The 21,870-nt window shown below is 64.9% G+C and carries 18 protein-coding genes; 6 read left to right on the top strand and 12 right to left on the bottom strand.

Annotated elements, in window-relative coordinates:
- Positions 1 to 21: 21 nt before the first annotated feature.
- Positions 22 to 1,317 carry a cytochrome P450 gene (locus J2X42_RS12240; protein ID WP_310165477.1) on the bottom strand — a complete coding sequence of 432 codons (1,296 nt, stop codon included), beginning with the start codon at positions 1,315 to 1,317 and terminating at the stop codon, positions 22 to 24.
- A 139-nt stretch (positions 1,318 to 1,456) separates the two neighbouring features.
- Between J2X42_RS12240 and J2X42_RS12235 the strand changes: the two genes are divergently transcribed.
- Entirely contained in the window at positions 1,457 to 2,422 is a 966-nt protein-coding gene (locus J2X42_RS12235; RefSeq protein ID WP_310165476.1) for a LysR substrate-binding domain-containing protein, read from the top strand.
- Between the two features lie 251 nt (positions 2,423 to 2,673).
- Here J2X42_RS12235 and J2X42_RS12230 read toward each other — a convergent pair whose 3' ends face one another.
- The 8 genes from J2X42_RS12230 to J2X42_RS12195 all read right to left on the bottom strand — a co-directional run bounded on the left by J2X42_RS12230 (position 2,674) and on the right by J2X42_RS12195 (position 12,230).
- Positions 2,674 to 4,644, bottom strand: a complete 1,971-nt coding sequence (locus tag J2X42_RS12230) for an acetoacetate--CoA ligase (protein WP_310165475.1) — start codon at positions 4,642 to 4,644, stop codon at positions 2,674 to 2,676.
- Positions 4,641 to 5,249, bottom strand: a complete 609-nt coding sequence (locus J2X42_RS12225; protein ID WP_310165474.1) for a cupin domain-containing protein — start codon at positions 5,247 to 5,249, stop codon at positions 4,641 to 4,643. The genes J2X42_RS12230 and J2X42_RS12225 overlap by 4 nt, the downstream gene beginning before the upstream one ends.
- Complete coding sequence (locus J2X42_RS12220; RefSeq protein WP_310165473.1) at positions 5,249 to 6,265, bottom strand: fumarylacetoacetate hydrolase family protein; 1,017 nt, start codon at positions 6,263 to 6,265, stop codon at positions 5,249 to 5,251. The genes J2X42_RS12225 and J2X42_RS12220 overlap by 1 nt, the downstream gene beginning before the upstream one ends.
- Before the next feature lie 87 nt (positions 6,266 to 6,352).
- Complete coding sequence (locus J2X42_RS12215; protein WP_310165472.1) at positions 6,353 to 7,204, bottom strand: ABC transporter substrate-binding protein; 852 nt, start codon at positions 7,202 to 7,204, stop codon at positions 6,353 to 6,355.
- Entirely contained in the window at positions 7,201 to 8,217 is a 1,017-nt protein-coding gene (locus J2X42_RS12210) for a fumarylacetoacetate hydrolase family protein (RefSeq protein ID WP_310165471.1), read from the bottom strand. Before J2X42_RS12210 ends, J2X42_RS12215 begins: the two co-directional genes overlap by 4 nt.
- 45 nt (positions 8,218 to 8,262) lie before the next feature.
- A complete protein-coding gene (locus tag J2X42_RS12205; protein ID WP_310165470.1) occupies positions 8,263 to 9,201 on the bottom strand; it encodes a VOC family protein in 939 nt (312 codons plus the stop codon).
- A 41-nt stretch (positions 9,202 to 9,242) separates the two neighbouring features.
- Positions 9,243 to 10,748, bottom strand: a complete 1,506-nt coding sequence (locus tag J2X42_RS12200) for a bifunctional 3-(3-hydroxy-phenyl)propionate/3-hydroxycinnamic acid hydroxylase (protein ID WP_310165469.1) — start codon at positions 10,746 to 10,748, stop codon at positions 9,243 to 9,245.
- 105 nt (positions 10,749 to 10,853) lie between these two features.
- On the bottom strand, positions 10,854 to 12,230 hold the full coding sequence (locus tag J2X42_RS12195) for an aldehyde dehydrogenase family protein (protein ID WP_310165468.1): 1,377 nt from the start codon (positions 12,228 to 12,230) through the stop codon (positions 10,854 to 10,856).
- A 144-nt stretch (positions 12,231 to 12,374) separates the two neighbouring features.
- Here J2X42_RS12195 and J2X42_RS12190 point away from each other — a divergent pair, with 144 nt between their 5' ends.
- On the top strand, positions 12,375 to 13,388 hold the full coding sequence (locus J2X42_RS12190; RefSeq protein WP_310165467.1) for an ornithine cyclodeaminase family protein: 1,014 nt from the start codon (positions 12,375 to 12,377) through the stop codon (positions 13,386 to 13,388).
- A gap of 42 nt (positions 13,389 to 13,430) precedes the next feature.
- The gene (locus tag J2X42_RS12185; protein ID WP_310165466.1) at positions 13,431 to 14,450 is read left to right on the top strand and encodes a dihydrodipicolinate synthase family protein; all 1,020 of its coding nucleotides are present in this window, start codon (positions 13,431 to 13,433) and stop codon (positions 14,448 to 14,450) included.
- A 309-nt stretch (positions 14,451 to 14,759) separates the two neighbouring features.
- Here the strand turns inward: J2X42_RS12185 and J2X42_RS12180 are convergent, their stop codons facing one another.
- From J2X42_RS12180 to J2X42_RS12170, 3 genes are all read right to left on the bottom strand, one after another.
- The gene (locus J2X42_RS12180) at positions 14,760 to 15,233 is read right to left on the bottom strand and encodes a DoxX family protein (protein ID WP_310165465.1); all 474 of its coding nucleotides are present in this window, start codon (positions 15,231 to 15,233) and stop codon (positions 14,760 to 14,762) included.
- A gap of 342 nt (positions 15,234 to 15,575) precedes the next feature.
- Positions 15,576 to 16,982 carry an MFS transporter gene (locus J2X42_RS12175; RefSeq protein ID WP_310165462.1) on the bottom strand — a complete coding sequence of 469 codons (1,407 nt, stop codon included), beginning with the start codon at positions 16,980 to 16,982 and terminating at the stop codon, positions 15,576 to 15,578.
- Positions 16,983 to 16,996: 14 nt separating this feature from the next.
- A complete protein-coding gene (locus J2X42_RS12170) occupies positions 16,997 to 18,256 on the bottom strand; it encodes a substrate-binding domain-containing protein (protein WP_310165460.1) in 1,260 nt (419 codons plus the stop codon).
- Between the two features lie 123 nt (positions 18,257 to 18,379).
- On the opposite strand from J2X42_RS12170, the gene J2X42_RS12165 reads away from it, so the two are divergent.
- The 3 genes from J2X42_RS12165 to J2X42_RS12155 are packed head-to-tail and all read left to right on the top strand — an operon-like array spanning position 18,380 to position 21,863.
- Positions 18,380 to 19,888, top strand: a complete 1,509-nt coding sequence (locus J2X42_RS12165) for a sugar ABC transporter ATP-binding protein (protein ID WP_310165459.1) — start codon at positions 18,380 to 18,382, stop codon at positions 19,886 to 19,888.
- The gene (locus tag J2X42_RS12160; protein ID WP_310165457.1) at positions 19,885 to 20,844 is read left to right on the top strand and encodes an ABC transporter permease; all 960 of its coding nucleotides are present in this window, start codon (positions 19,885 to 19,887) and stop codon (positions 20,842 to 20,844) included. Before J2X42_RS12165 ends, J2X42_RS12160 begins: the two co-directional genes overlap by 4 nt.
- Positions 20,841 to 21,863: an ABC transporter permease gene (locus J2X42_RS12155; protein WP_310165455.1), complete on the top strand. Its 1,023-nt coding sequence runs from the start codon at positions 20,841 to 20,843 to the stop codon at positions 21,861 to 21,863. Before J2X42_RS12160 ends, J2X42_RS12155 begins: the two co-directional genes overlap by 4 nt.
- Positions 21,864 to 21,870 lie beyond the last annotated feature (7 nt).

Below are 21,870 nucleotides of genomic sequence, written 5' to 3'. Positions count from 1 at the left end.
CTTGGTATTCGGTGGTGGCTTTTAGTTCCAGGTGACGGGCAGGCTGGTCAGGCCGCGGAAAACCCAGCCGTCCCAGCTTTCATTCCGCCGTTCGTCCACGCGCAGTCCTGGGAAGCGCTGGTAGGCCATCGGTACGGCGATCTGGCCGATGGAGGTCTTCGCTGCCCAGTGCCCGGCGCAAAGGTGGACGCCGCTGCCGAAGCCGAGGTGGGGGCGCTTTGGCCGGTTGATATCGAATTCTGCGGCTGAATCACCGAAGTGGGTGGCGTCGTGGTTAGCGGATGCCACGACCACGCCGATCCCGGCGCCGGCGGGGATACGGACTCCTTCGAGGACGGTTTCCCGTGTCGTTTCGCGCGGGTACATTCCGATGGGTGACTGCCACCTGACGGCCTCGTCAAACACCGATGCCCACAATGCGGGATCGGCAAGGACCTGCTCGCGCTGGCCGGCGTGATTGCTGAGGGCCCAGACCATGTTCGTGACCATGTGCTGGGGCTCGTTCATGCCACCGGAAATGGTGAGCTTGACGTTGGCCGCGACGTTGGGGGTCGGCAGGCCGCTGTTGGCGAATGCGGACACCATCGAGGCGTCCGGGTTCTGCCTGTAATAGGGGATCAATTCCTCCAGCAAGCGGTCTGCCTCCGCCGTCGCAGCGTCACATCTGTCCCAGATCGACTGGTCATCCAAAACGTTGCCCATGCCGGCGATGAAGTCGTGGGACCAGCGCCGCACCTGCTCCACGGAAACGTCCTTCAACCCCAGAAGGTCAATGAGGTTCTGCGAGGCCACAGGGGCGGCGTAGTCCCGGTTCAGGTCTGCTTCGTCTGGCCCGAGCTCGGCGACTTTCTGAAGGTAGGTTTCGGCGTTGCGCTCAAAAACCGGGCCCCAGACTTCCTTGATGGACTTGGGGCGAAGAACAGGATTTACCGGTGCCCGGTCTGCTGAGTGCTCCGGATCGTCCTTGCGCAGCATCGGTCGTGCGCCGATGGCCCGGGTCATCGTGGCGCCGGAAACGTTGGCGCTGAAGATTTCCTGATCCTGTTCAACGGTGTGGCAGCCGGCGTAGTTCGTCACAAGGAACTTGTTAAGCTGCGGAACCCAGGCGACCGGAGACTCCGCCCGGAGGCGCGCATAAGTCGTGTATGGATCGGTTGCCAGTGCGGCCACGTCAACCCAGTCAGCCACAGGGTAGTTTGCGGCACCCGGTGAAACGGCCGTGGGAACCTTGTCCCCGTGGCCGCGCACCGAGTCCGCGTCCAAATTTGTGGTCTCTGCGTTCCCACGGAACGGGCACCGGCCGGCTTGTGTCGTCATGTCTTGCTCCTACTGGCACGTCATTGTGTACCCAGCGCTACTGGTACGTCTTCGTTTAACCAGTGTCACGGCAAATCATTATCCAGTAAACTGTGAATATCAGCAGAAGTAATTCGATTCCTTAGGAAATGAGGGGGTAGTGCCAAAATTCACCTTTCGACAGCTCGAACTCTTCGCCGCACTCCCGGAACACAGCACCTTGGGGTCTGCGGCGCAACAGCTCCACATCTCCGAATCTGCGCTCTCCCACGCCGTCAGCGAACTGGAGGCAGCATTGGGGGAGCAACTGTGCATCCGCAGGAAAGCCAAAGGAATGCATCTGACGCCGACTGGGCGCCACTTCGCAAAGCGGGCCAGGGAACTGCTTCGAGAAGCCAGCGCGCTGGCAGACGGATTGGGAGAGCTCCGCGGCGAGCTGAAGGGTCCGGTGTCGCTGGGCTGCTATACGGGCCTGGCAAGCAACGTCCTGCCCGCCGTGCTTGAAGGCATGGCAAACCTGCACCCCAAAGTCGAAATCAGCATCACGGTAGGGGACCACTCCGACCTGTTGCCAGCACTTGAAGATGGGAGCCTGGACACGGCCATCGTCTACGACATTGGCTTGCCAGCGGACGTTGAGCGCAAGGTCATCTACGAGACCGAAGTCATGGCCGTTCTGGGCGCCAACGACCCACTTGCTGAAGAAGACGACGTGGATCTCGCGGATCTGTCAACCAAGCCACTCATCATGCTCAACACGGCACCCAGCACCGAATATACCCAGTTGATGTTCGCTCAGCGTGGGCTCAAGCCAAACCTGGGTGCAATAGTCCCACAAATCGATCTTGTCCGGGCGATGGTCGGGCGGGGGCTCGGATACAGCCTGCTGATGTCGCGGCCCAACCAGATCCCCGTTTCAAGCGAGGGTAAAGGGCTTGTCACCAGGCACCTTCGTCCCCGCGCCGGGCAAACCTCCGTCGTCGCAGTGTGGCCCAAGGAAGCAGTCCTCACGATCCGGGCAAAGGCCGTTGTGCAATATGCAGTCGAAGTCCTGGATGCATTGAACCCCGAGGAAAGCGGCGATAGGAGTTCGTGGGCTGACGAATCTCCTCCCAGGGAGAAATGAGAAGGGATTGACTCCGACAGAGTCAATCCCTTCTCATGCCTTCCCTCGCACGGCACCCTTAGGCACTTTTGGGAAAGCAACCGCGCGCTTCAGTGCTGGGCGCTCTCAAACTGTTGCATAGGCCCGGAGCCTGGGAATGCAGATCCAGAGAAAGAGAGACGCGCCTTCATCACGCATGACGGAGGGCTGGCCCTGGACAAAACCACCGGAGTGCGGCATCCCTGGATGCCGCGGGCCAGTAGCGGTGCCGCTTAGGGTGATACCGTCTGCCGTTCACCGGCAAACCTGGCATATTCTTCCAGCAGCACAGCGTTATCCACGGACCCGAGATCCGCGACGCTTTCCAGCTGCGCCCCCTGCAGAAGCCGCTTGACGGGGACCTCCAGCTTCTTTCCGGTGCGGGTATGCGGAATTCCTGGCATGAACACGATGTCGTCGGGCAGGTAACGAACGGACAGGTTCTCACAAATGGACCTGGTGATCGCCTCTCGGGCCACGCTCGGGTCGGCGCCTTCGGCCAGATGGACGAACAGCGGCATGTAGTAATCAGTGCCCAGTTCCGCACCGACAACCAGGGCTTCGGCGACTTCCTGCAGTGATTCGACAACGGCATAGATATCTGCCGAACCGAGCCGCAGCCCATTGCGGTTGAGGGTTGAGTCGGATCGGCCGTGGATGAGGATTCCTTGGATCGTGAACTCGATGAAGTCCCCGTGCCGCCACACCCCCGGATATGTCGCGAAGTAGCTCTCGTGGTACCGGCTGCCGTTGTCTCCCCAGAAGCTCAGCGGCATCGATGGCATTGGCTGGGTCACCACCAGTTCGCCCTTGCCCCGCGTGGGATTGCCGGCCTCATCCCACGACTCCACCCGCACCCCGAGGGCCGGAGCCTGGATGTACCCGACATGGACCGGCAGTGTCGGGGATCCTCCCACGAAGATGGAGGCGATGTCGGTGCCACCACTCATCGAACTCAACCAGATGTCACCGACGTTGCCATAGACCCAGCGATAGCCGTCAGCCGCAAGCGGCGACCCGGTGACCTGAAGGGACTTCATGGCACTCAGGTCATGGTCGCGCATCGGTACCAGAGCGGCCTTCGAGCAGGAATGGACAAATCCCGCACCCACCCCCAGGACAGCGACCTGCTCGGCTGCTGCAATTTGCCACACCCGGTCGATCGACGGGAAGGTCGGGTTTCCGTCGACGAGCACCGCCGTCGCTCCCACGCCCAGTGCGGAGACGAGGCCGTTCCACAGGACCCAGCTTGTCGAAGCTACATTGAGGTAGCGGTCCCCGGGCCGCAGGTCGGAGTGAATGAGGAGCATCTTCATTTCCTCAAGCAGCGCCCCGCCGTGGCCATGCACGATGCCCTTGGGAATGCCCGTTGTCCCGGAGGAGAACAGGACCCACAGGGGGTGGCTGAACTCGACGTCCTCGAAAACGAGCTCCGCGGGTTCTGCCACGGCCTGAGCCCAATGCGCGGCCGGAACCTGGGTTGGGATACTCGGGATGGAGGTATGTCGGCCCACCCATATCACATGCTCAACGGTGGGGAGCTGGGCGAAGATTTCCTCCAACTCCGCTCGGCGGTCCCGGTCCTTCCCACCGAGCATATAGCCCGGGGCGGCGATGATCACCTTGGCACCGAGCTGGGCGAACCGCGAAACAATTGCGCCCGGGCCGAACTCAGGGGCGCAGACGGACCACACGGCACCGATCGAGGCGGCGGCGAACAGCCCGACGACGGCCTCGGCAACATTCGGGAGGATCGCCACGACCCGGTCCCCCTGGCCCACTCCCCGGGCTCGAAGGTGCGCGGCCAGGGAAGCCACCTCTCGCCGCAACGCCTCCCAGGAGACCTCCTCGCGCGTCCCGTCCTCGGCGATGCCGATCAGTGCGGTGCCCTCGTGGCCCTGCAGCAGGTGCCGGGCGAAGTTGAGGGTGCGCCCCGGGAACCAGCGCGTGTGCGGCATGGGATCGCTGGTGCAGACGGGCCCTGGCGTCCCGCCGAACTCGACTCCCGCAAACTGGGCAAAGAGTTCCCAGAACTGTTCCGGCTCATCCACTGACCACTGCCAGAGCTCTTCATAGCCCGTACCGACGTCGATGCCCTGCCCGCGCAGGAAGGCGGCGAAGCGGCCGACGCCGGTCTCCGCGCTGTCCCCCGGTTCGGGTTGCCAGATCACCTCGCCGTCAGCGGCATGGGCGTTGAGGATCATGCTCTCTCCAAGGGCCGGGAAGCCTCCCTGCGCCGCTCGGCGATCTGGGCTGCAGTGAGGGGCTCGGTCCCGATCAGCACGAATAGGACCCGGGCCGTGGTGTCGGTGCGGTTGGACCACGCGTGGCTGGTGGCGCGTTGCACGGCCACGTCGCCGGCGCGCATGGTCGCCTCACCCTCATCGACCAGCAACGTGATTTCACCCTCGAGAACAACGGCGTAGTCCAGCGAGTCGGTGCGGTGGAACCAGAAATGCTTCGATCCGCTGTGCTCGGCACCCGCTTCGGCCTCGTCATGCCCGTCAAGCTCGCTGAAGATCACCGAGCCCGCCTCATCCGGATAGACGGAGTCGGGCGGGAAGTCGGCAATGCGCAGAATCGTCTCGCCGGCGGCGGGGAAGCTGGGAATCTCGGCGTCCGCCGTGGCCGGGTCAGCGTCAGTGACGTGGTCGATGGGTCCGGCTGCGGTCAACCAGGGCACGGTGGCACCGAAGCCCGGAATCATATCCGAGGACCAGTGGTTGGGCGCGGCCCCGTCCGAGAGGATGATGGCGCGTCCCTGGTCATCGTGTCCGGTGACGATGCGGCGAACTGGTGGCCGGGTCATCAGGCCACCCATTCTTCGTGCGGGTAGGTGCGGGGCTCGGGCCACCAGGGGGCCTTTTGGCGTTCGGTGGAGATCGGGGTGCGCAGTGTGCCGACGCCCTCGAGTTCCAACTCAATGACGTCGCCCGGCTTCAGGAATTTGCCGATCTCAACGCCGGCACCGAAGCCCATGGTGCCCGAACCGATGAGGTCGCCCGGCTGCAGGCGGTCGGAGATCGAGACGTAGGCCAGCAACTCTGCGGGCGTGTAGACGAAGTCCTCGACCTTGGTATCGGAGAGCACCTCCCCGTTGACGCGGACCTGGCCGCGCAACCCCTCGATGGAGTCAATTTCGTCCATCGTGGTGACCCAGGGGCCGATGCCGTAGCCGAAGTCCTTGCACTTCTGCGGGCCCATCCCGATCGCCATTTCCGCGCTTTGGACATCCCGTGCGCTGAAGTCGTTGAAGACGGTGATGCCAAAGAGGTGGTCCAGCGCCGAGTCCGGGGTCAGGTCGCTTCCGGACTTGCCCACGACGTAGCCGACCTCGAGTTCCCAGTCGAGGGCCTCCGTAAAGTCGGGGTAGGGCAGGACCTGGTTGTGGCCGTAGGACATGGCCGTGGTGCCCTTGAAATAGCCCGGGCGCTCGTAGATGGAGCGTGCCGGCTGGGCCTTAGCAACAATGCGGTGGAAGTTCTGGATGTGCTGCTCGAAGGTCAGGCCGTCGCGAATGACCGGGGCGTCGACCGCCGCGCGCCACGAGACCTCGTCGATGGCAAGCGAAGCGTCGTCGGCCGCGGCAAGCGCATCGTGTGCGGCGTCCAGGAAGATGGAGCCTCCGCCGATTCCGGCTGCCAGGCTTCCTGGAAGCACCGCCAGGGCGAGTGCCCGGGCACGATCGGGCTCGGCGGCCTTGCGTTGCAGCGTCAGGGCGTAGGCGCGGGCAAGGTCAATAACCCGACCCTGCTCTGGCTGGGCGGCGACGAGTCGGATCTGTTCGCCGTCGGGTGTTGGTACGGCAATTCTTCCCAGTTTCATGGGTGCTCCTTTTAGGTCTCACATACGATACGTACAGTATCGCATTGACTTGCGGGGGTTGCAATAGGCAACTTCGTGGGGTGACGCTCAGTTACCGATAGTGGCGGACCGTGTGGCCCTCAGCAGCGGTTCGGCATCGCAGAGCTCCTCCAGAGAGATGCCCGGCGGAAGCGTGCCCAGGCTTCGGCGGATCTTGGTCAGCAGCTCCAGCCCGTGGTGGTCCACTGCAAGCCTGCGGGCGCGCGCGCTCCAGGCGCTCGCGGCCGCGGATTGGTAGCCGCAGCGTTCAAGCAACTCGATGCCCTGGGCCTCGGCCATCGACTCTCCAGCCTCGACTCCGCGCACCAGGGCGCGCAGGTAGCCTTCAAGCTCCGGGGAACGAAGAAGCTCCGCTCGGACCGCCAGGCCTTGGCCCGGCAGTTCGGGCAGCAGGGCGTTGACATTCACCACACGGGCGAACCCGGCTTTTTCGGCTAGTTTGTCGAACGGCGGTCCGAGCAGGGTCGCGTCCACTTGGCCGCCGAGCAGCGCATCCATGCGTTCGCGCACGCCACCGACCACCACGTAGTCGACCTCTATGCCGGCATCCCGCAGCAGGCGCTTGGCGATGAGCGCGAAACCGTTGTCGGGGGCGTCCACGGCGAACCGGCACCCGGCCAGGTCCGTGAGGGCTTCCACGTCGCCGCGGGCATGGATGCCCAGCGGCGTGGTCTGCTCGACCTGGGCAACCAGGCGCAGGTCGGCCCCTGCCCGGGTCCATTCGAACAGGTTGTCAATTGCCGTGACCACCATGTCCTGTTGCCCGGCGAGCAGTGCCCGCAGCTGCTCCGCGCTCGAGGGGGTCCGGGTGGGCACCACCTCAACGTCTCGCAGGAATCCCAGCTCGGCCGCCAGCAGATAGGACACCGGCGGCACGAAGTGGCTTTGCCGCAGGGTCATGAGGCGGCCCCGCTGGCCGCGGCGACGGCGACCGGGCGATTCACATACCAGGGAGGCAACTGGCCGCTGGGCCCGCGGACCGTTGAACGCTGGATGCCGAGACCAGAGATTTCCGCCTCCATCACGTCGCCGTCCCTCAGGAAACGACCCCAGTGGGAACCGTTGCCCGCCGGCGAACCCGTGATGAGGACATCCCCTGGCAGCAGCACGGCCATTGACGAGGCGTAGGCGATCAGGCTCGGGATGTCGAAGAGCAGGTCATCGGCCAGGGCGTCCTGCATCACTTTGCCGTTTAGGCTCAAACGGATCCGCAGCTTCGCCGGGTCCGGCACGAACCGCTTCGGCACCACGTAGGGGCCGGTGGGAAAGAAGGTCGGCTGGTTCTTCGCCCGGAACCAGTCGGTACCCATCATCGCGATGTCGTTACGCGGGACGAGCGTCCGCGCCGTGACATCGTTGACGATCGTGTACCCGGCGACGTAGTCGAAAGCATCCGCGGCCGAGACCCGGTGCGCCCGGCGGCCGATGACCACGCCAAGCTCCAGTTCCCAGTCGACGTCGCCCCCGACATCCGGCAACTGCACATCGTCGTAGGCGCCGCAGACCGCCGAGGGGATCCCGGTCCAGACGTACGGGTCGCCCGAGCGGCCGCGCTCATCGATTTCGGCCGCGGCGTCAGCGGCCAGTTGCGCCGCATCGGCGCCTGCCGCCCCGAGCTTGTGGGCCACGCTCATCTGCAGGACGTGCTCACGGTAGTTCGCCCCGGCGGCGATGATGGTGCCCACCGGCTGCACCGGCGGCAGCACTTTCAGCTCCTCGAGCGGGCGTGCGCCCACCGCTGCAAGGTCGATGGATTCGAGCGTATCCAGGTGCGCGTCCCACTCGGCGAACAGGTCCCCGATCCGATTAATGCCCGGCACCACCGTGCGCAGGTCAACGACGGTGTCCCCGAAGACGGCCCCCGGAAATTGCTCCCCGCTGTCCTCGAAAGTGCCCAGCATGAATCCGTTCACGCGCGCTTCTTCCATGAATCCTCCATTTGTCATCGTCTGGTGCCGCTATACCGGAGGCGGGACGAACAGGCCCTTGTCGCGGTCGTTGAACATTTCGCGGGCGATAAATTCGTCCATGTCGCCGCCGGTTCCCCATTGGTCGGAGGTCTCGGGGTCCCGCGTGTCAAAGATGCTTGGATGCCACGTATCCTCATCCACCGAATCCAGCTCGGTAGTGTACTCCATGGTGTTCCCGTTGGGATCGTGGAAATAGGTGAAGGTGTTGTCCCCCGCCTTATGGCGGCCAGGACCCCAGATCTTCTTGAACCCCGAACGCAGCAGCCTGCCGCTGCCGCGCATGTACTCGTCGATGCCGCGCAGCTCGAAGGACGCGTGCTGCAACGAGGCATGCGGGCCGCGGGAGATCGCTATGGAATGGTGCTGCGCATTGCAGCGCATGAAGTAGAAGAGGTCGCCCATGTGCGGGTGGTTCAGGGTGTCGGAGAGCCGGAAGCCCAGATGCTGCTCGTACCAGGCGCGCATCTTCTCCGGCTCCGGGGAGTTGAGCACCACGTGGGAGAGCCGCACCGGGATGGCCTCGCGTTCCTCGATCTTGCGGTGCTTGCGCACCTCGACGTCGGAGGAGACCTCGATGGTGCGCCCCTCCAGGTCGAAGAAGCGGAAGCCGTATCCCCCGCCGAGGGTCTGGACGTCATCGGGTTCGCCTATGAGTTTCACGCCCTTGGCAATGAGGTCCGAGGCGAGTTGGTCTACCGAGGCCTTGTCCGCCGCGCCGAACGCGACCATGTCAAGGCGCTTCTCCTCGGCCTTGCGCACTCGGACCGAATACTGTTCCGGGGAGCCCTCTGCGGCGAAGTAGGTCACGCCGCCGTCGTTCTCCATTTCGGTGAGTCCCCAGTGGTTCTTGTAGAACTCGACCTGCTTCTGGTAATCGGGCACCGCGATGTCGAAATGCCTCAGATGGGTGATCGGGCTGAATGCCATGATGGTCTCCTGTGTTCTGTCTGTTGGACGCGGATGTGGGTTTAGATGTGTGCAGGCACGGTGCGGCCGGCCTGCGGAATGCTGCGGATGAGGCGCACCAGGGCCTCGGGTGTGTCGCCGAGGCCCAGGATGTAGCGGTCCGGGCGAACGACGACGGCCTGGGCGCCGGCGGCTGCAAGGATCTGGCCGACCTTGGCCGGATCGAACAGGACTACGACGTCGGCATATTCCTCGAGTTGTTCCCGCAGCGGGGCCGGGATGGCGGCGTAGAGCTCGCGGGTTGTTGCCACGAGGAAACGGCTTCCCACCATGTCATCCAGGCGCACCCCGTCGGAGAGGATCGGCTGCATGCCGAGCCGGCCGGCACGTTCGTCGGTGCCGCCTTCGTGCAGCCCCGGGCCCAGCGCGGGGGAGACCGGTGCCGATGCCGCGGGGTTCGCCCGAATGAAGGCGTCACGTTGCTTCGCGACCTCGGCGTCGGTGGTTTGCATGAAGCCCGCGGCACGGGTTGCCTGCTCGACCCAGAACCGTGCGTGCGGCTTACGCTCGCTCTCGTAAGTGTCAAGGAGGCTGTCGTCGGCCGCACCGCGCTTGACGGCGTCGAGCTTCCACACCAGGTTGGCCACATCGCGCATTCCGGCGCAGAGGCCCTGGCCAAATAGCGGCGGGGCCTGGTGGGCTGCGTCCCCGGCCAGGAAGATGTTCCCGGCGCGCCACTGCCGCGCGATGCGGCCCCGGAACGTATATATCGCCAGCCGGTCTGCCGTGAACTTGTCTGCCGGCAGCACGCCATGGCTGATCCGTTCCACGCCCGTGGGAGTCGTAATTTCCTCGGGGTCGTCCCCCGGCATCAGCATGAACTCCATCCGCACCCGTTTGCCGGGGAGGCGGATCCACAGGGCGGGCCGCGTGTGGTGGCCCAGGAAGATCATGTCGGAAGACAGGCCCGGGCCTTCTTCCAGGATCCCGTCCGCGACCAGCCACTGCGCATCCTCGCCCAGCTGCTCGCACTCAATACCCAGCGCCTGGCGGCTCTGCGAGCGTGCCCCGTCCGCCGCGATCGCCCAGCGGGCGCGGATGAGAAGTACTTGGTCGTCCGCGTCACGCACCACGACCTCGACGCCCTGCCCGACATTGCGCACCGAGAGCACGGTGGTGCCGCGGCGAAGCTGGACGCCGGGAAGCTCCTCGACGACATCCCGAAGCAGGACTTCGATGTCCGGCTGGTGAAAGGTGAGGTCATCGTGCCAACCCTGGGTGCCGAGCCGACCGGTCGGCACGGACACCAGGACTTCGCGCTCCTCGTTTTCGATGTGAAACGAGGCCATCGGCAACGTGGCCTCGGCAAAGCGCTCGGCCACCCCCAGCGACTGGAGCGTGCGGAAGGTCTCGCCGTCGAAGTGCACGGCACGCGCGGTGGGCCAAACTTGGACTTCGCGTTCGACGCCGACGGCGCTCAGGCCTGCGCGGCCCAGCAATGCCAGCGCAGTGACCCCCACAGGGCCTCCCCCGATCACTACCACGTCGACGTTGACGATGTTAGCCATCTTACTCCTTCAAGTTCAGTACGTATCGTTTCGTATTTAATGTAACACCCATCACTTGCCCGCACAAGGAAGCAATAGGGTTCGATTTCGCGTCCCGCCTGCGGCTCAGGCCTTCCAAACGGTCTTGAGGTTGCAGAATTCCCGGATGCCGACTGCGGCGAGCTCACGCCCGAACCCGGATCGCTTGATCCCGCCGAACGGCAGCTCCTGGTAGGAGACCGTCATGCCGTTGATGAACACCGCGCCGGCGTCGAGGTTGGCCGTGAACCACTCCTCTTCCTGGGCGTCGTTGGTCCAGACCGCGCTGGAAAGACCGAAGGTGGTCTGGTTGGCGATCCGCAGGGCATCTTCGCGGTCCGCCGCACGGTACAGGGACGCGACGGGCCCGAAGGTCTCCTCCTGGATGATCCTCATCTCTTCACTGAGCCCGGCGAGCACCGTGGGGGCATAGAAGAAGCCTGGGCCCGCGGGAATCGTGCCGCCGGTCAGCACCTGGGCGCCCCGGGCGCGGGCGTCCTCAACCAGCTCGGCCAGATCGTCGCGTCCGGACGCGGTGGCCAGCGGACCCACCTGGGTCGCGGGGTCCAGCGGGTCCCCGACGGAAAGCTCGGACATCAGCTTCACAAATTCGGCGGCGAACGAGTCATAAACGTCGGTGTGCACGATGAAGCGCTTGCCGGCAATGCAGGACTGGCCATTGTTGCTGATCCGAGCACGCACGGCTGTCGCGGCAGCGGCGGCGACGTCCGCCGAGGGCATCACAATGAACGGGTCCGACCCGCCCAATTCCAGCACCGACTTCTTCACGTGGTCAGCGGCAATGGAGGCCACCGAGCGCCCCGCCGGCTCGGAACCGGTCAATGTGACCGCTTTGACGCGCGGATCGGCCAGAACAGCGCCCACCTCGGAGCCGCCGATCAGCAGCGTGCGGAAAGAACCGACCGGGAAGCCCGCCCGCTCGAAAAGGGAGTCAAGGAACAGCGCGGCCTGGGGCACGTTCGAGGCATGCTTGAGCAGCCCGGAGTTGCCGGCCATGAGCGCCGGGGCGGCAAAGCGGATGACCTGCCAGAGCGGGTAATTCCACGGCATGACCGCAAGGACGGTGCCCAGCGGTTCGTAGCGCGTCCACGCTCGGCTGGCACCGACAATCGACGGGTCCGCCAGCGGGGCATCGGCCAGGAAACCCTCGGCATTCGCGGCGTAGAAGCGCATGGCCTTGACGCACTTGTGCACCTCGGCGACCGATTGCGCAATCGGCTTGCCCATCTCGACGGTGATCAATTCGCCCAGGCCCTCGGCCTGGTCCTCCAGGTTATCCGCCGCGGCCAGCATCCACTGCGCTCGCTTGGCGAACGTGGTGCCGCGCAGCAGGCGCGCCGCTTCGGCGGCTTCCGCGATGCGCTCTTGGACTTCCTCGGCCGAGTGCGGCTCGATGATCATTTCGGTCGTACCGGTGGTCGGGTTGACGGTTGCGATTGCCATGGGTGGGATCCTTTTCCTGGAGATGTGTTCTCTGTCACGACTATATAGGATACGATTCGTATCGGATAGTATTTGGGTCTACTCAATGAATCCACCCACGCCCGCAGCCCGTGGACCGGCTGCCCGACATCCAAGGAGTGCCCTGTGAGCACCAATGGCGAGTTGCCGACCAAACTTCCGCTCTTTCTCACCGACGCCGACGTGGCCAGCCTTTCGGACTGGGCCGGGGCGATCGAAGCCATCCGCACCGCCTACAAGGCCCCCGGCGACGAGGCCGGAACCCCCGGGCGGATCTTCGCGCAGACACCTCGGGAATGGTTGCGGATCATGCCCTCGGTACCGCCCAGCGGCCAGCTGTTCGGCGCAAAGTCAATCGCCGGGTCCTTCGCGGACGGCCTGCGCGTCAGCTACCTGATTTCACTCTTCGACAAGGACACCGCAGATTTGGTGGCTCTGGTTGACGGAAACCGCGTCACCGGCCTGCGCACCGCCGCGACCACTGCGGTGGGCACCTCCACGATCGTGCCCCAACGGCCGCTGATTGTAGGAGTGATCGGCTCCGGCTTTGAGGCCCGTTCCCACCTCACGGCATTTTCCCACCTGCTGGAGTTCGCCGACATCCGCGTGTTCAGCCCCACCCCTGCCAACCGCGACGCCTTTGCGGCCGAATTCGACGGCGCGTTCGGCGCACCCGCACGTGCTGTCGGCTCGGCCCGCGAGGCCGCGGAAGGCGCGGATCTCATCCTGTGCGCCGCACGCTCCCGCGATGAATCCCCGACACTGCAGGCCGAATGGGTCGGCCCGAACGCCGCGGTCGTCTCAATCGGTTCAACCACCCCCGCCCAGCGCGAGCTGCCCGCGGAGCTGATCGCCCGCGCCGCGGTGGTCGTGGTGGATACCCGTGACGAGGTCGTGCACGGCAGCGGGGACATGATCGCGGCCCGGGCACACGGCGTCGATGTCGATTCGCTCGTCGTCACACTCAACGACGTCCTGACCGGTGAAACCAAAATCGACGCAGCGCAAGGGATCAGAATCTACAAATCAACCGGTTCCGGCCTGCAGGACATCGTGGTTGCCGAGATGCTCGTGGACCGTGCCCGCGCCGAGGGCATCGGCACCGTCCTGCCCGTCGGCATCGTCACCAGCCGCAAATAGCCCAGAGACAAGACCCCACTGACAACAATCAAGGAGTACACCATGGTGGACTACACCAAATCCGAAGCCCGTGCCTGGGCCCGGGAGAACTTCGTCGGCACCGTCGCGGTGACGCACCCATCCTTCACCGCGGACTTCTCCGGCATCAACGAAAATGCGATCCGCCACGACATCCTCCTGCTCAAGGAACGTGGGTTCAAGGGTTCGCTGCTGATCGCCGAAGCCAATGTCACCCCGGAGGAGAACGCCCGGATAACGGCCGTCGCCCGCGAAGCAGCTGGGCCGGACTTCGCCCTCTTTTTCCACGCCATCTTCGGCACCCTGGAAGAGAACATCCACGCGGCAAACCTTGCTACCAAGGCCGGCGCCGACCGCGCGCTGCTGGCCTACCCTTCATCGTTCTGGCCGACCTCCTACGACGAGGTCTTTGACTACACGAAGCGTTTCACCGACGAAACCGACCTGGCCACCATGCTGTTCCCGCTGCCGGCATGGGGCTTCGAGCGCATCCACCCCGCCGGCATGAGCGTGGAGTTCGTGCGCCGCGTCCTTGACGCGATGCCGAGCATCGTCGCCATCAAGGCCGAGCAGGGCTACCCGGGCATCCCCGGAGTCATGGAGATGTACCACCACTTCCGCGACGAAGTGGTGATCTCCTGCCCCATCGAGGCCGAAATAATCCCCCTCATGTCGGTCTTGGACGTCCAGTTCTCCGGCACCGCGAACACGAACTGGATGGGCGACTACTACCCCAAGGCCTTCGAGCTGGCCCGGACCGGCAAGTGGGAAGAAGCCATGAAGAGCTACTGGGAGGTCCAGCCGGCGCGCGCCGCGAATATGGCTGTATCGTCCACTTCCACCCCGGGCACCAGCTCCATCAACCGCACCCAGTGGAAGTACCAGGAGTGGCTCTCCGGCTTCAACGGCGGCGCCCTGCGCGCGCCGGCAGTCAGGCTTCCGGACCGATTCATGAAACAGCTGCGCGCAAGCCTGGAAGCCTCTGGACTGCCCGTCACCGACTCCCCTGACTCCGAATTCCTGCGCGGACGCGTCAGCGCCTGAGCCTGCCCGGCGTCTGCCGGCATTGGAAAGCCCCTTGGAACACTGAACAGCTTTGCTGGTTCAGTGTTCCAAGGGGCTTCTTTGCGTGTGGCAGACGGTGCCGCCGAAGATACCCGACCCCCGGGTACCGATCCGTCGAGCGCGGGCCGCCTTCCCGCCCAGCGGCCTATCTGCTTCCTGGTATCCGAGGATCCATTCCCCATGGTCGCGGTGAAGCCCGTCAACGGGCGAGGGCCCCTTCGCACGTAGTTGTCGAAGTGACATCCACCGGGTGGAAAGGCCCTCGGAACCGTTTCTCAAACGGTTCAGTCAGCTCATCGACGCAACCCTTTGCGAATCCGGGTTGCTCTTCCGCGCCCATCCGCCATCCCAGCCAAGCAAACGATCCACGGAAACCGACCCCGGACCTGTCACAAGGAGAACAAACAAGCCCGCGATCAACAAAACAGGTACCTGCATGCCGCCGCTTTCCGCGGGCGCGAACCCCCTAATGATCTCAACCATGAAGATCGCGAGGAAAATATGTACGACCACCGGAATCGTCACCAGCCTGGTGAGCAGACCCAACGCGATGAAGCTCCCGCCGACGAACATCAGAAGCGTCACGTACCAGCCGATCAGGAGAGGAAATGGCAGTCCCCACGCGCCTTCCACAATCGCGGCGAACTTCGCCGGTGCGAACTGGAATCCGTGGGAAATCAGTGTGGCACCGATCGCGAGTCGCATGAGTAAGGGGACGAAAGGTTCAAGGCGTTGCAGTGGCGCCGAATGTGCAAAAAACAAGGTTAAGCTCCTCAGGACTTTGTGGAGCCGAGAATATTTTTGTCATTGTAAGAAAGCAAGGCGCTACGTCCGGTATCCATTCCGAGGCAATCTCGCGGGCCGACTACGCGGCCGCAAAAGAGGCGACACGATGGTGTGTCACCGCTCGCTATGCTTTGCCCACCGGCAGTCGGTTCCGGGCCGTGCCTGCACTGAACAGGGCGGCGCAGGATATTGTCCTAGGGGCATTTCCGGGCCGGTGACCACTCGTCACGGTGCAGGCCAAATGCAGGTTCTTCCACCGGTGGATGTCGATCCGACTTCCACCGGTGGAAGAAGCCTCCGGGGCTCAAGTGGGTGTGCTCAATCCACGGCGGCCGCTCGTGCCGGGGTCCCTTCCGCAGTCACGGGGCCAGCTGAACCGACTTCCCCTTGCTCCGGCACCTGGGTCCGTCTTGACTGCAGGCGAAGCCCCGTCAACGAACCAAGAAGCACGCCGATGGGCAACAGCAGAATAAGGAACAGGCCCGAGAGTCCCATTCCGGCGCCGATGAGCGTGCCACCGGCAACGCCGCCGGCAGCTGCTCCCAGCCGCCCACCGAATTCCGCCACGCCGATTCCCGCGCCGCGTATGTTGGCCGGGTAGGCCATGGCGGCAAGGACACTCCGTGTGGGGCCGAAGGCGGTTGGCAGAATGAACCCGGTGATCCCCAACACGACGATCAGGGAACCGAATCCCGGATCAGGCAGGAGGTAAACCACGACCGACACGACGGCAGCCAGCCCGAGGACAATCCCGATGACGAGAAAACGTGAAACCCGGGCCAGGATGGCGCCAACTACCACCCCTCCCAAGACACTCGCCAATCCGTAGACACCGACGATGGTGCTGCTCTGCACGGTGTTGAGCCCGGGTGCCGGAAGTTGCAGCAAGGTCGGCAGGTACTGGGCGATCAGTAATTGGGTGCCCAGAGAGAAGAAGCCAAAAAGCCACACCAAGACCGTCGTGGGGGCCAGTGGCCGCGACAGGATGGTCCCCACGGACGCCTCGGAACCCGAAGTACGAACCTTTGAACCGGGACCAGACGATTCCTGTCCCCGGCCGGCCGGGGACACGGCGCTTTCCGCCCAGCGCCTCGCCGACAGGAAGGCAGGGGATTCGGGGACAACGAATACAAGCACAGCGATAACCGCCAACGGGATCAGGCCGCCGACCGCGAGGAGTGCCCGCCACCCCGCGGTCGGGAGCAAGGTGCCGGCCAGAGCTGCGCCGACCGTTGTCCCCAGGCCCACCCCGGCGTAGGCCATCGCGAGCAGTGCCGCGCGCCGTCGTTCGGGGATCAGGTCCGCCAGCAGGGTGTTTCCGGACGCCATCGCGGCACCCATCCCCAGGCAAGCCAGGATCCGCCAAGCGGCGAATGCCGTGAAGTCGCCAGAGGTTCCCCCCAAGGCGGTGGCCCCGCCGAAGACGACCACGCTGCCGATGAGGATGGACTTTCGTCCCCACCTATCAGACAGGCCGCCGGCGACGACGGCGCCAAGTCCCATGGCCAGGAAGCCCACGGCGACAACGAAGGCGATTCCGCCCCCGACCGAGACACCCCAGCTCTTGATAAGCGTTGGAAAGACATGGCTGACGATGGTGACATCCATGCCATCGGACAACAGTACGAGCGTGATCAAGGTGAAGTAGATCCAGTGCCTGGGCGTCAAGCGTTCGGAGCTCGACCTGCCGGCAGACCCCGTGGCGGATTCATCCCTCGTATTCAAGGCTCGCGCCATCCCTAGGCGCCGGGCCGTGAGAAGAACGCATTGAGGCGATCCGTGGGAAGGTAGTCCTCCGGAGCGCCGGCCAGGTCGGTCAGGTCATTGGGGTCCCACGACGGGTCCGCGACCTTGGCGATGTTCTCCCGGGAGACGATCACCGAGGGTTCAACGATCTGGTTGATCTTCGGGCCCTCGCCCTTCAGGATGCGCAGCGCCACATCGACCACTGCCTCGCCGGTGCGCACGGACGGGGTCGTGGTGCCGAAGAACGGGTAGTCCGGGTTTGCCAGCGCCCAGGACGAGAAGCCGTGGCTCGATCCGTCGTCCGCGATCGGCGGCACCTCCATGCCCGATTCCTCGAAGGCGTTTCGGATGCCTACGCCCATCGTTCCGGCCTGAAGAACGGCGTCAACCCCGGCAGGATTGGTCGCAAGGAACTTCTGGACCTCCGCCTGGGCTTTTGCCGGCTGGAAGAATCCGGTGACCGACCCGGCGACCTTCACCTCCGGGCAGTTTTCCAGGACGGCATCGATGCCCAGGTTCGCGAAAGTCGAGGCCGGGATCCCCGGGATGCCCTCGACTCGCAGGACGGTGCCCTTGCCCCCGATTGCTCCCACCGTTCCGGCGGTGACTTGGGCGACGGCGAGCGGAGTATTCCTCGTGACGCTCACGGCGTATTCGGAATCGATCGGAATTTGGGCGGCGACCAGCGGGATGCCGGCGTCATGGGCGGCCTTGGCCAGGTCCACGGAAGGCTCCGGTGCGATGGCGGTGTAGATGATCACGTCCGGTTTGAGCGAGAGCGCTTCGTTGAACTGCTGGAGCTGCAGGGGCACATTCGACGGGTCATCAGGGGCGAAGTCGCCGACGATCTTGACACCATTGGCCTTCAGGCTCGTCCGGATCGCCTCCGACATGGAGGCGATGAAGGGGCTGGCAGGTGGCATGCCCACGACCGCGGCGGTGAAACCGTCAGTCTTCTTCGACTTGTAGTCTGCCCATGCCGACTTCCGGATCTCGTAGGGGTAGAGGTTGTAACCCTCGGCGATCTCCTTGGAGAAACCGGCCAGCATGCCGTTCGGATCGTTCGCCGTACCCGCCGGCAACGACCCGCAGGTCCCGGCGGCCGCCGACGACGCCGGGCCAGGTGCGTCCCCTCCGGAGGAGCCCGGGCCCGCTGGAGCCGATGCAGAACAGCCCGTCAGAACGAGGGTGCCGGCACCCAGCACTGCGGCGCCCACCATTGTAAAACGGGGGAAATAGGTCATCTTCTTCATGGTTTTAACTCCCTGCCGACTGAAACGCTTCGTTGCGTATCGGATTTAGAGTGGCACATGCTGTACGATTCGTCTAGTTTCGAATATGACCCACGCCACATTTTATTGCCAAGGAGATCCGCCGTGAACAACCAACCATCCGGCCTGGTGCTCGCCGGGGTGAGTAAGCGCTTCGGTGCCACCCGCGCCCTCATCCACGGCGAACTCCACCTCCGGCCGGGCGAAATCCACACGCTCCTTGGCGAAAACGGCTCCGGAAAGAGCACTCTCGTCAAGATCATGGGAGGCGTCCACCGTCCCGATTCCGGCACCGTCACATTGGACGGCGTCCCCGTTACCAGCCGATCGCCCCGAACTGCCATGGACCTGGGGATTGCGACGGTGTTCCAGGAAGTGCTCACCGCGGGGAGCCAAACGGTCCTCGAGAACGTCTGGCTGGGGTCCCACGGAGTGTTTCGTCGCCGGGTGGGCCGCGCCGAGCAGCGATCAATAGCCCAAGACGTCCTGACACGGATCGCAGGCGAGATTCCGCTGGATCTTCCCGCAGGCAAGCTCTCGCTCTCCGAGCGGCAGTCCCTCTGCATTGCCCGCGCACTCGTGCGCAACCCCAAGGTGCTCATCCTCGACGAGTCGACGGCCTCCCTGGACGTCAGCTCCCGCGACCGGCTCTTCGTCGAGATGCGCCGGCTCACGGCCGAGGGCACTGCCATCCTGTTCATCTCGCACCGCATGGACGAGGTCGCGGAGATCTCGGACCGGGTAACCGTCCTGCGGTCCGGGCGCAGCGTTTCCACCGTGGAGAGGTCGGGCCTGTCCATCAACCGCTTGATCGCGGACATGACCGGAAACTCCGGCCATGACGACACCCGGCGGCAACCGCATGTTCCCGGGGACGCCGTCCTTCAGGGGGCGGCCGTCCGCCTGACACCGGCCTCGGCACCCATCGACTTCGAGCTGCGCGCTGGCGAGATCGTGGGCCTCGCGGGGCTCGAGGGCCACGGCCAGGACCAGTTCATCAAGCGCCTGGCCGGTGTGGCGGGTGGGCCCGGCAGCGTCGTGCGCCTCCTCCCCGAGGGCGCCGCAGAGCTTACCGAGCGCAACGGGGATGTCCTGGGCGTGGCCTACCTGCCGCGCGAACGTCGCGGAGAGTCGCTGTTCGAGTCCATGTCGATCCGCGAAAACTTCGCGCTCCCCACCCTGGCCAAGGACCGCCGCGGCGGGCTGCTGGACACCCGCCGCACTGCCCGCCGGTTCGAGGCCTTCGCCCACTTGCTGTCCCTGCGCTTCGGTGCCGCCCACGATGCCATCTCCACCCTGTCCGGCGGCAACCAGCAGAAGGTGCTGCTGGCCCGCTGGCTTGCCACCGACCCCAAGGTCCTGCTGCTCAATGACCCCACCCGAGGGGTTGACATCGGGACCAAGCGGGAGATCTACGCAATCCTGCACCGGCTCAGCGCCGAAGGAATGAGCATCGTGGTCCTCTCCAGCGAGGTGGACGAGCTCGTGGACCTCGCGGACCGCGTCCTGGTCTTCCGCGACCAAGCGGTATTTGCCCAGATCCCCCACACACAGCTGTCCACCGAATCCGTCGTCGCCGCCTACTTCGGCCAGAAATCAGAGGTCCTCACATGAACCGCGTCCTGACCCTGTTCCAGCGCTGGCCCTTCGCCTTTGCCTTGCTGCTCGCGCTGGTGCTGCTGGTGCTGAACCTTTTCGTCTCACCGTCCTTCCTCTCCCCCGCGCGCCTGCCCGGTACCCTGGCCACGCTGGCGCCGTTCGTGCTGGTGGGATTCGCCTCCACGCCCTCGATCTTGGCCGGCGGCATCGACATCTCGGTCGGCCCCCTGGCCACGTTCATCAACTGCTTCTTCGTCGCCATCCTCATCCCCGCGGGGCTGGGCAACTGGCAGCTGGCAGCTCCCATCATCCTGGCCGTCGCCGCCGGGATCGGTGCCCTGAACGGAATCCTGGTCGCTGTGGTGCGCCTGCACCCGGTGGTCGCCACCACCGGGATGCTGTTCCTGCTCGTGGGCCTGTCGCTGAGCATCGCCCAGAACCCGGTGGCTGCCCCGGACAACTGGACCGAAGTGTTCGCCGGAGGCATCGGCATTCTCCCCGGCGCTCTCCTAACAATCGGCGCCGCCGGGCTCATCTGGTTCGCCCTGCGCCGCACGGCATTTGTCAGCAATCTTCTGGCCACCGGCGAGAGCGATGTCTCCGCCTACGGCTCCGGGGTCAACGTCAGTGTGATCCGGATCCTGGCCTACACCCTCGGCGGGCTGTTTGCCGGGATCGCCGGCATTGCGTTGACCGCCATTGTGCAGTCATCCCAGTCCTCGCTCGCCTCCACCTATGCCCTGCTGGGGCTAGCCGCCGCCGTCCTGGGCGGAACCAGCCTGGCCAGCGGCCGCGGTGGCCTGTTGGGCGCACTCTTCGGAGCGGTCTCCATTTATCTCCTGCAGCAATTGCTCACCGCCTCGGGCGTGGCCCCCAGCCTCATCCAATTCGCCTACGGCGCCGTCCTCGTCGTCGGCGTCGTTCTTGGCGCGACGCTGCTGGCACCCCGCTTGAAGAGGAACGCATCATGACCAGTGACACACTGTCCCCCGCAGAAACACCCGAGCTTCGGATTTCCAGGCCCTGGACCACGTTCAAGACATGGGTCTTCGGGGTGCCTGTCCTGCAGGTCCTCGTTGTCCTGGCCCTGGCGTCCTGGCTGGTCATTACCATCCCCGCCATCGCAAACCCCAGGTCCGTCACCTCGATCCTGGTCATCACTTCCCTGTTAGCCCTGGCGGCCATGGGCCAGACGCTCGTGGTCATCCTGGGCGGACTGGACCTCGCTGCGCCAGGCTACATCCTCTTCGGCGCCTTTATGGCCGCCAACGTCGCGGGCAAGCTCGCGGTCCCGGCGGTTGTCGCCGTGCTGACCACGGTCCTGGTCTGCGGCGGCATCGGTGCCCTGATCGGCTGGATCTGCCACCGCTTCGCGGTCCAGCCACTGGTCGTCACGTTGGGCACCGGCGCTGCTCTGACGGGCGCGACGCTCTTCCTCGCTGACGGCGACTATTCCTCTGCCCCGCCGCAGGCGCTGCGTTCTTTAGCGAATCTGCGGGGAACCACCTTCGGCATGCCGTTCCCGCCGATCATCCTGATCGTGATCCTTTGCGGGGTGGGCATGTGGATTTTCCTCAACCGCACCGCGGCCGGACGTCGCTTCCATGCTACGGGAGTCAATTTCCGGGCCGCCCGGCTGACGAGGATTCGCACCTCCGCCGTGTGGACCCTTGTCTTTGCCGCCTCGGGCGCCCTGGCCGGGATCGCCGGCGTCTTCATTGCCTCCTACGGCTCGGGATGGTCGCAAACCATCGGGGAGCCATATCTGTTCTCGGGCCTGGCCGCCGTCCTCGTTGGAGGTACCATCTTTGGCTCGATCCGCGGCAGCTACACCCGGACGCTGCTCGGCGCACTCACCCTCACCCTGCTGTCCACGATCATCGTGAGCAACGGACTCTCGGAGGCTCAGAGCCGCATCATTTTCGGGCTCATCATCCTTGCCGTGGTTTCGCTCTACGGCAGGGAACGTCACGTCCGCGACAGGTTCTGAGTTCTAA

The sequence above is a fragment of the Arthrobacter sp. BE255 genome (genome assembly GCF_031457335.1).
Classification (GTDB): domain Bacteria; phylum Actinomycetota; class Actinomycetes; order Actinomycetales; family Micrococcaceae; genus Arthrobacter.
Note: the sequence above shows the minus strand (reverse complement) of the source record. Positions and strands in the feature narration are given on the sequence as shown.

Bases quoted from the DNA above. Each gene is read 5' to 3' on its own strand.
- J2X42_RS12240 (WP_310165477.1), bottom strand. From the start codon at position 1,317: ATGACGACACAAGCCGGCCGGTGCCCGTTCCGTGGGAACGCAGAGACC.
- J2X42_RS12230 (WP_310165475.1), bottom strand. From the start codon at position 4,644: ATGATCCTCAACGCCCATGCCGCTGACGGCGAGGTGATCTGGCAACCC.
- J2X42_RS12225 (WP_310165474.1), bottom strand. From the start codon at position 5,249: ATGACCCGGCCACCAGTTCGCCGCATCGTCACCGGACACGATGACCAG.
- J2X42_RS12220 (WP_310165473.1), bottom strand. From the start codon at position 6,265: ATGAAACTGGGAAGAATTGCCGTACCAACACCCGACGGCGAACAGATC.
- J2X42_RS12215 (WP_310165472.1), bottom strand. From the start codon at position 7,204: ATGACCCTGCGGCAAAGCCACTTCGTGCCGCCGGTGTCCTATCTGCTG.
- J2X42_RS12205 (WP_310165470.1), bottom strand. From the start codon at position 9,201: ATGGCATTCAGCCCGATCACCCATCTGAGGCATTTCGACATCGCGGTG.
- J2X42_RS12200 (WP_310165469.1), bottom strand. From the start codon at position 10,748: ATGGCTAACATCGTCAACGTCGACGTGGTAGTGATCGGGGGAGGCCCT.
- J2X42_RS12195 (WP_310165468.1), bottom strand. From the start codon at position 12,230: ATGGCAATCGCAACCGTCAACCCGACCACCGGTACGACCGAAATGATC.
- J2X42_RS12185 (WP_310165466.1), top strand. From the start codon at position 13,431: ATGGTGGACTACACCAAATCCGAAGCCCGTGCCTGGGCCCGGGAGAAC.
- J2X42_RS12170 (WP_310165460.1), bottom strand. From the start codon at position 18,256: ATGAAGAAGATGACCTATTTCCCCCGTTTTACAATGGTGGGCGCCGCA.
- J2X42_RS12160 (WP_310165457.1), top strand. From the start codon at position 19,885: ATGAACCGCGTCCTGACCCTGTTCCAGCGCTGGCCCTTCGCCTTTGCC.
- J2X42_RS12155 (WP_310165455.1), top strand. From the start codon at position 20,841: ATGACCAGTGACACACTGTCCCCCGCAGAAACACCCGAGCTTCGGATT.